This is a genomic window from Pseudomonas sp. NPDC079367 (assembly GCF_044542195.1).
Lineage (GTDB): Bacteria > Pseudomonadota > Gammaproteobacteria > Pseudomonadales > Pseudomonadaceae > Aquipseudomonas.
The window spans coordinates 1-6,358 of sequence record NZ_JBITTW010000074.1; the positions used below are offsets into that span (position 1 = coordinate 1).

Below are 6,358 nucleotides of genomic sequence, written 5' to 3' on the forward strand. Positions count from 1 at the left end.
ATGTAATCCTTGAAGCGCCCGGGCAACGGTTTGTACAAATTATGCACAGCACCCAGTACGCGGTAGCAGGTATCGACCTTGTCGACGATGATCCGGAACGCGTAGACGTCCATGATCTCGTTGAACGCCCGACGCTTGCCGCGCATCTTTTTGTAGATGCCGTAGAGGTGTTTCTGCCGACCGCTGACTTCACCCTGGATGCCGTCGATGGCGAGGCAATGGCCGAGGGATTCTTCGATCTTGTTGACGATTTCCTTGCGATTGCCCCGGGCGCGCTTGACCGCCTGATAGATTCGCGCGGAACGCATCGGGTGCATCGCCTTGAAACCGAGGTCTTCGAATTCTATGCGGATCGCATGCATGCCCAGCCGGTTGGCGATGGGGGCGTAGATCTCGAGGGTTTCCTTGGCGATGCGCCGGCGTTTTTCCCCGGACAGCACTTCCAGTGTGCGCATGTTGTGCAGACGGTCGGCGAGCTTGACCAGGATCACGCGGATGTCGCGTGCCATGGCCATGGCCATTTTCTGGAAGTTTTCGGCTTGGGCTTCGGCTTTGGTTTCGAAGTTCATCTGGGTCAGTTTGCTGACCCCGTCGACCAGTTCGGCCACGGTTTCGCCGAACTGCGCTTGCAGCGCTTCTTTGGCGATACCGGTGTCTTCGATCACGTCATGCAGCATCGCGGCCATCAGGCTCTGATGGTCCATGTGCATGTCGGCAAGAATATTTGCCACGGCAAGAGGATGCGTGACATACGCTTCACCGCTGCGACGGCGTTGACCGTCATGGGCTTGTTCGGCGTAGAAATACGCTCGGCGGACCAGGTTGACCTGGTCGTTGCCGAGGTAGGTCGATAAGCGATCGGCGAGGGCGTCTATGCTCGGCATGATGAATCCTGCCGCAAGCTGTGACCCCGCGCCGTGCTACGTCGACCAGGCATAGGCTTAGACGGCCTCGTTCGACTCGTCCTCGAACGCTGCGAACAGCGGCTCATCCTGGACGATTTCCTGCTCGGCGATGTACTCGTAGCTCATCACGCCTTCAGCAATTTCACGTAGCGCGACAACGGTCGGCTTGTCGTTTTCCCACTGCACCAATGGCTCTTTGCCGCCGGTGGCCAGTTGACGGGCACGCTTGGTAGAGAGCATGACCAGCTCAAAGCGGTTTTCCACGTGTTCTAGGCAGTCTTCAACGGTTACGCGGGCCATGGTATTCCTCGGAGCGAATGCAATATGCGCGCTGCCCGGTTGGGCGAGCGGACTGAGCAGTTTAAAAAATCACCAGCGATTAGGGAAGCGCTGATTTTTTGATCAAACCCTTCAACGCGCTGCAAGCACCAATGTAAAGCGCTTGCAGGCATTTTGGGAAGTGCTGTTTCAACCGAGCAATTCAGCCAGTAATTTGCCGAAACGTACTTGCTGACGTTTCTGTTGCAGCTGATTGGCGCGGAAAATCGCTTTCAGATCGTCCAGCGCGTGAGCAAAATCGTCGTTGATGATCAGGTAGTCGTAATCGACATAGTGGCTCATCTCGCTGACCGCTTCGCGCATCCGCCCGTCGATGATCTCATCGCTGTCCTGGCCACGGTTGGTCAGGCGCTGGTGCAACGCTTGCAGCGACGGCGGCAGGATGAAGATCGAGCGCGCTTGCGGCATCAGCTTGCGCACTTGCTCGGCGCCTTGCCAGTCGATTTCCAGAATCAGGTCATGACCTTCGTCCAGCGTCTGCTGCAGACGGCTTTGCGAGGTGCCGTAGAAGTTGCCGAAGACTTCGGCGCGTTCAAGGAAGTCACCGTGCTCGCCCATTTTCACGAACTCTTCGCGGGTCACGAAGTGGTAGTTCACGCCGTCCACTTCGCCGGGACGCATGGCGCGGGTGGTGTGGGAGACCGAGACGCGGATTTCCGGATCGGCGTCGGTCAACGCCTTGACCAGACTGCTCTTGCCCGCGCCCGATGGCGCGGAAATGATGTACAGGGTGCCGGTGTGTTGGGTCATGTCGGGGGTAGCCTTACTCAATGTTCTGCACTTGTTCGCGCATCTGCTCAATCAACACTTTGAGGTTGACGGCGGCCTGGGTGCTGCGCGGGTCGAAGGCCTTGGAGCCCAGTGTGTTGGCTTCGCGGTTGAGTTCCTGCATCAGGAAGTCGAGGCGGCGTCCGGCCGCGCCGCCGGACTTGAGCACCCGGCGGACTTCGATGATGTGAGTGCTCAGTCGATCCAGTTCTTCGGCCACGTCGCTTTTTTGCGCGAGGATGACCATTTCCTGTTCCAGTCGCTGCGGGTCGAGCTCGGCCTTCATGTCGGCGAAGCGGTCGAGGACTTTCTGGCGCTGGGTGGCGAGCATCTGCGGCACCAGTTCACGCAGGGTCACCACGTCTTCTTCGATGGACGTCAGGCGGTCGTTGATCAAGCGGGCCAGCTCCGCGCCTTCACGCTCGCGGCCAGCCTTCAGATCCTTCAAGCCCTGATTGAACAGCGCCAGCGCTTCGGCGTTCAGCGCTTGCGGGTCGGTCGCATCGGCCACCAGCACGCCGGGCCAGGCCAGCACCTCCAAGGGATTCAGCGCGGCGGGATTCTTGATCAGGCCGGCAACGGTTTCCGCAGCGGCGACCAACTGCGCGGCGCGCTCGCGGTCGACCTGCAGCGGCTTGCCGGTGCTTTCCTCGGTGAAGCGCAGCGTGCATTCCAGTTTGCCTCGCGACAGGCCCTGACGCAGCGCCTCACGCACGGCGCCCTCAAGGTCACGAAACGATTCAGGCAAACGCAGGTGCGGTTCCAGATAGCGGCTGTTGACCGAGCGCAGTTCCCAGCTCAGGGTGCCCTGAACGCCGGCTTTTTCGACGCGGGCGAAGGCGGTCATGCTGTGCACCATGGCGGTGACCTCGCAATGCAGATCGGCGCGAAACGGTGTTTCGCAGGCGCGATTTCAATGAATTTAAGCCGACTGGCAGCAAAGGCGCAGGATTGTAGCGCAGTGCGGTGAATGCGCCCAAACACACGGTGTGACAAAGCGCTGCAGCCCGTCGGTTATGCGCGCTTGAGGGGCTTCGGTCGTCGGCCGGCGGTTTTAACCAGTGCCCACTCGCGGTGCGGGGCTCTATAATGCTCGGCAGTTTTCCGTCCTCAGTACAGGTATCCCTATGAAACGTCCAAGTGGTCGCGCTGCCGATCAGCTCCGCTCGATCCGCATCACCCGCAACTACACCAAACACGCCGAGGGATCCGTACTGGTCGAATTCGGTGATACCAAGGTCATCTGCACCGTCAGCGTCGAAAACGGCGTGCCGCGCTTCCTCAAAGGCCAGGGCCAGGGCTGGCTGACTGCCGAGTACGGCATGCTGCCGCGCGCTACCGGCGAGCGTAACCAGCGTGAAGCCAGTCGTGGCAAGCAGGGCGGCCGAACTCTGGAAATCCAGCGTCTGATCGGCCGCTCCCTGCGTGCGGCGCTGGACATGTCCAAGCTCGGCGACGTGACGCTGTACGTCGATTGCGACGTGATCCAGGCCGATGGCGGCACTCGTACCGCGTCCATCACTGGCGCCATGGTTGCACTGGTCGACGCCTTGAAAGTAATCAAGAAACGCGGCGGCTTGAAGGGCGGCGACCCGCTCAAGCAAATGATCGGCGCGGTCTCGGTGGGCATGTACCAGGGCGAGCCAGTACTGGATCTGGACTATCTTGAAGATTCCGCTGCTGAAACCGACCTGAACGTAGTGATGACCAGCACCGGTGGCTTCATCGAAGTACAGGGCACCGCTGAAGGCGCGCCGTTCCAGCCGGAAGACTTGAACGCCATGCTGGAACTGGCGAAGAAAGGCATGAACGAAATCTTCGAGCTGCAGAAGGCTGCACTGGCCGACTGAGGTTTTTGACCACAAGGAGGATGTGATGAGTGACGAGCAAGAGTTGCTGCCCAAACCGAGCCAGGAGGTTCGCCAGTGGGCGATGTTCTGTCACTTGTCCGCGTTGCTGGGGATCTGGATTCCGTTCGGCAATCTCGTCGGGCCGCTGATCCTGTGGCAGATGAAGCGTGAGAAGGACCCTTTCATCGATGCGCAGGGCAAAGAGGCGCTGAATTTTCAGATCACTGTCGCCATTGCTTCGATGATCTGCTTCCTCCTCATGCTGTTGATCATTGGTTTCTTTCTGTTTGGCTTGCTGGCGATTGCGGCACTGGTCCTGACGATCATCGCAGGGGTCAAGGCCAACGAAGGTTTCCCATACAGATATCCGTTCACCTGGCGACTGATCAAGTAGTGGTCCGCTGAATGGCAGTACCAGAAATGCCCCGAGATGTCGGGGTATTTTTTTATTTATGCAATTAAATAATGGGTTTTTGTTGTAGGACTAGTCTGTTGTCGATGTGCGGTTTGGCATCTATTAACTGAATTTCTTCAGTTACATCTTTGGTCACAACTTATCGGGCAAGTGTTTGTCCCCGTCCTTGTTAGTGTCGCGAGCGGGTTGTTAAAGTTGCTCGGTGTAATGTTTCCGCTGAAACATTTCGATATGTTCAAGCCATCGAAGGCACTTGAATTCCCTAGTAATCAGTGTTGAGACGATCAGCCATTTCACCCGTCGGGCCCAGGGTAAAAGCTCGCCTTGTGAATACATAGCAAGAATAATCCACATGATTCAGCTTGATTTTTACGGCACGCTCGTAGCCGCTTCCTTAGTGCTATTGCTCGGACGCGGACTGGTTACGCGTGTTGGCTTTCTGCGAAGTTACAACATTCCTGAACCGGTAGCGGGCGGCCTGGTGGTTGCCGTGCTTTTGTTGATATTGCGCACTTTCGATATTGAAGTTCGCTTCGATACATCATTGCAAACACCGTTGATGTTGGCGTTCTTTGCCACGATTGGCTTGAGTGCCGACCTTGCCAGTCTGAAAAAGGGCGGCCGCATTGTCGGCATTTTCCTGTTGGCGGTCATTGGCTTGCTGGTGGTGCAGAACGCCATGGGAATCGGCTTGGCAACCCTGCTCGGGCTCGACCCTTTAATGGGCTTGCTGACGGGCTCGATCACGCTGGCCGGTGGCCACGGAACTGGTGCTGCATGGGGCGCGGTGTTCAGCGAGAAATATGGTCTGGCCTCGGCTTCGGAGCTGGCGCTGGCCTCCGCGACGTTCGGTCTGGTCCTGGGTGGGCTGATCGGCGGGCCCGTCGCCCGCTTGCTGATCAAGCGTGTGCAAGTGCCGGGCTGCAGTGCGCAACAAGCGCCGCGACTGCCAAAAGGTTTTGAACAGCCAAACAAAGAGCGTTCGATCACACCTTTTTCGTTCGTTGAAACACTGGCGTTGATTGCGGTCAGCCTGCTCGCAGGCAATCTTTTGAATGGCTTGCTGCAGGGCACTGCCTTCGAGCTGCCGACGTTTGTTTGCGTTCTGTTTGTGGGCGTGATGTTGCGTAACGGGTTGTCAGCGCTCGGTTTGTATCAGGTATTCGAGCGCGAGGTCTCAGTGCTGGGCAACGTAAGCCTCTCGTTGTTTTTGGCGATCGCGTTGATGTCACTGAAGCTTTGGGATCTGGCGGCGCTGGCGTTGCCGATCTTCATTATTCTGGCCGTGCAGGCATTGGTCATGGCGCTGTTCGCGATTTTCGTGACGTTCCGGGTAATGGGCAGTAACTATGATGCCGCTGTGCTCGCTGCTGGCCATTGCGGCTTCGGTCTCGGTGCCACGCCGACGGCCATTGCCAATATGCAAGCAGTGACGCAACGCTACGGGCCGTCACAGATTGCCTTTCTGGTGGTGCCGATGGTGGGAGCGTTCTTCATCGATATCGTGAACGTCATCGTGATCAAGCTGTACCTGACGTTGCCATTCTTCGCGGCGGTCTAGATAGGGCGCCCATGAAAAATGCCCGCGTCTCACGATGCGGGCATTTTCTTTGGCTGCGCTTACGACGCTTAAATAGTCAGCGTCCAGTCGTAGTCGACGATCAATGGCGCGTGCTGCGAGAACCGGGGCTGACGCGGCAGGCGTGCGCTGCGCACCGAACGACGCAGGCCCGGGGTCAGGATCTGGTAATCAAAACGCCAGCCCAGATTGAGCATTTCGGCCTGTTCGTTATCCGGCCACCAGCTGTACTGGTCACCTTCACGACTGACTTCACGCAACGCATCGACATAGCCCATGTTGCCGACAATCTCGTCCATCCAGGCGCGTTCCGGCGCCAGGAAACCTGGAGATTGCTGGCTGTCGCGCCAGTTCTTGATGTCGAGTTTCTGCTGCGCAACGTACAGCGAGCCACAATAAATGTACTCGCGACGTTTGCGTCGCTGTTTGTCCAGGTACTTGCCGAAGTCGTCCATGAGCTTGAACTTCTGGTTCAACACCTCATCGCCGTACATCCCCGAAG

Annotated in this window: 7 protein-coding genes and 1 pseudogene; 3 read left to right on the top strand and 5 right to left on the bottom strand. The window is 58.0% G+C overall.

Going from position 1 to position 6,358, the window contains the following annotated elements; translation table 11 throughout:
• The 4 genes from ACIGDJ_RS27910 to ACIGDJ_RS27925 form a co-directional block, all read right to left on the bottom strand.
• Positions 1 to 884, bottom strand: an 884-nt coding sequence (locus ACIGDJ_RS27910) for a RelA/SpoT family protein (protein WP_397504702.1), incomplete at its 3' end; no start/stop codon positions are given.
• A gap of 57 nt (positions 885 to 941) precedes the next feature.
• The gene (gene rpoZ, locus ACIGDJ_RS27915; RefSeq protein ID WP_039757363.1) at positions 942 to 1,205 is read right to left on the bottom strand and encodes a DNA-directed RNA polymerase subunit omega; all 264 of its coding nucleotides are present in this window, start codon (positions 1,203 to 1,205) and stop codon (positions 942 to 944) included.
• 168 nt (positions 1,206 to 1,373) lie between these two features.
• Positions 1,374 to 1,994, bottom strand: a complete 621-nt coding sequence (gene gmk, locus ACIGDJ_RS27920; RefSeq protein ID WP_039757364.1) for a guanylate kinase — start codon at positions 1,992 to 1,994, stop codon at positions 1,374 to 1,376.
• Positions 1,995 to 2,007: 13 nt separating this feature from the next.
• On the bottom strand, positions 2,008 to 2,871 hold the full coding sequence (locus tag ACIGDJ_RS27925) for a YicC/YloC family endoribonuclease (protein ID WP_016770639.1): 864 nt from the start codon (positions 2,869 to 2,871) through the stop codon (positions 2,008 to 2,010).
• 268 nt (positions 2,872 to 3,139) lie between these two features.
• Between ACIGDJ_RS27925 and rph the strand changes: the two genes are divergently transcribed.
• The 3 genes from rph (at position 3,140) to gltS (ending at position 5,838) form a co-directional block, all read left to right on the top strand.
• Complete coding sequence (rph, locus tag ACIGDJ_RS27930) at positions 3,140 to 3,862, top strand: ribonuclease PH (protein WP_027610407.1); 723 nt, start codon at positions 3,140 to 3,142, stop codon at positions 3,860 to 3,862.
• A gap of 25 nt (positions 3,863 to 3,887) precedes the next feature.
• Complete coding sequence (locus ACIGDJ_RS27935) at positions 3,888 to 4,256, top strand: DUF4870 domain-containing protein (protein ID WP_101161640.1); 369 nt, start codon at positions 3,888 to 3,890, stop codon at positions 4,254 to 4,256.
• Positions 4,257 to 4,629: 373 nt separating this feature from the next.
• Entirely contained in the window at positions 4,630 to 5,838 is a 1,209-nt protein-coding gene (gene gltS, locus ACIGDJ_RS27940) for a sodium/glutamate symporter (protein ID WP_101161638.1), read from the top strand.
• Positions 5,839 to 5,906: 68 nt separating this feature from the next.
• Here the strand turns inward: gltS and crc are convergent.
• Positions 5,907 to 6,358: pseudogene (gene crc / locus ACIGDJ_RS27945) on the bottom strand (catabolite repression control protein Crc); the annotation flags it as partial.